The organism is Buchnera aphidicola (Pemphigus obesinymphae) (assembly GCF_026122815.1).
In the GTDB taxonomy this organism is placed as follows: domain Bacteria; phylum Pseudomonadota; class Gammaproteobacteria; order Enterobacterales; family Enterobacteriaceae; genus Buchnera_C; species Buchnera_C aphidicola_BJ.
On the sequence record NZ_JAIWQW010000019.1, the window covers coordinates 1 to 1,137 of the forward strand.

Below are 1,137 nucleotides of genomic sequence, written 5' to 3' on the forward strand. Positions count from 1 at the left end.
GGAGAATCCCATGGCCCTTCATTGGGCTGTATTATAGACGGCATACCTCCTGGATTTCCATTATCTACTGATGATTTACAAAAAGAACTAAACCGTAGAAGACCAGGAAAATCGAAATATACAACTCAACGTCGTGAAAAAGACCAAATTAACATTCTATCAGGTGTCTTTAATGGAGTAACTACTGGAACAAGTATAGGATTAATTATCAATAACACCGATCAACGTTCTCAAGATTATGAAAAAATTAAACACATATTTAGACCTGGGCATGCAGATTATACTTACCAAAAAAAATATGGACTAAGAGATTACAGAGGAGGAGGCAGATCATCTGCTCGTGAAACAACTATGAGAGTTGCAGCTGGAGCTATAGCAAAAAAATATCTTAATTTAAAATACAATATCAAAATAAAAGGATATTTATCTCAATTAGGTGACATTCCATGTGAATTTCAATCTTGGCATGAAGTAGACAATAATGATTTTTTTTGCCCCAATGTTAATCAAATTCCTGTTCTCGAAAATTATATAAAAAAAATAAAAAAAGAACATGATTCTATAGGAGCAAAAGTAACAATAATAGCCCATAACGTTCCTATTGGATTAGGAGAACCAGTTTTTGATCGGTTAGATGCAGATCTTGCTCATGCACTTATGAGTATAAATGCAGTAAAAGGCATAGAAATCGGAGACGGATTTGCAGTAATTACCCAAAAAGGTAGCCAACATCGAGACGAAATAAATAAAAAAGGTTTTTTAACTAATCATGCGGGTGGAATTTTAGGAGGAATCAGTAACGGAGAAAATATCGTCGCTAAAATAGCATTAAAACCAACATCGAGTATAGGTATTCCCGGAAATACTATTAATAATTTAAACGAAGAAAAAAAAATTATTGTAAAAGGACGTCATGATCCCTGCGTTGGATTAAGAGCAGTTCCCATAGCAGAATCAATGATGGCTATAGTTTTAATGGATCATTTACTAAGATATCGTGGACAATGCAGTAATGTTAATTTACTTAGTAAAAAAAATATTTAATATTATTAAATAATTTGCTACTAAATTTAAAATTTTAGTAGCATTAAATCTCAATATCTGTATTTTTATTCCTTATTGAAGATATTTTAGTAT

1 protein-coding gene is annotated in these 1,137 nt (G+C 31.7%); it reads left to right on the forward strand.

Annotated elements, in window-relative coordinates; all coding sequences use genetic code 11:
• Window positions 1–1,044 (forward strand): chorismate synthase (aroC, locus tag LDP10_RS02645; RefSeq protein ID WP_265197201.1); only part of this gene is annotated, 1,044 nt, incomplete at its 5' end.
• Window positions 1,045–1,137 lie beyond the last annotated feature (93 nt).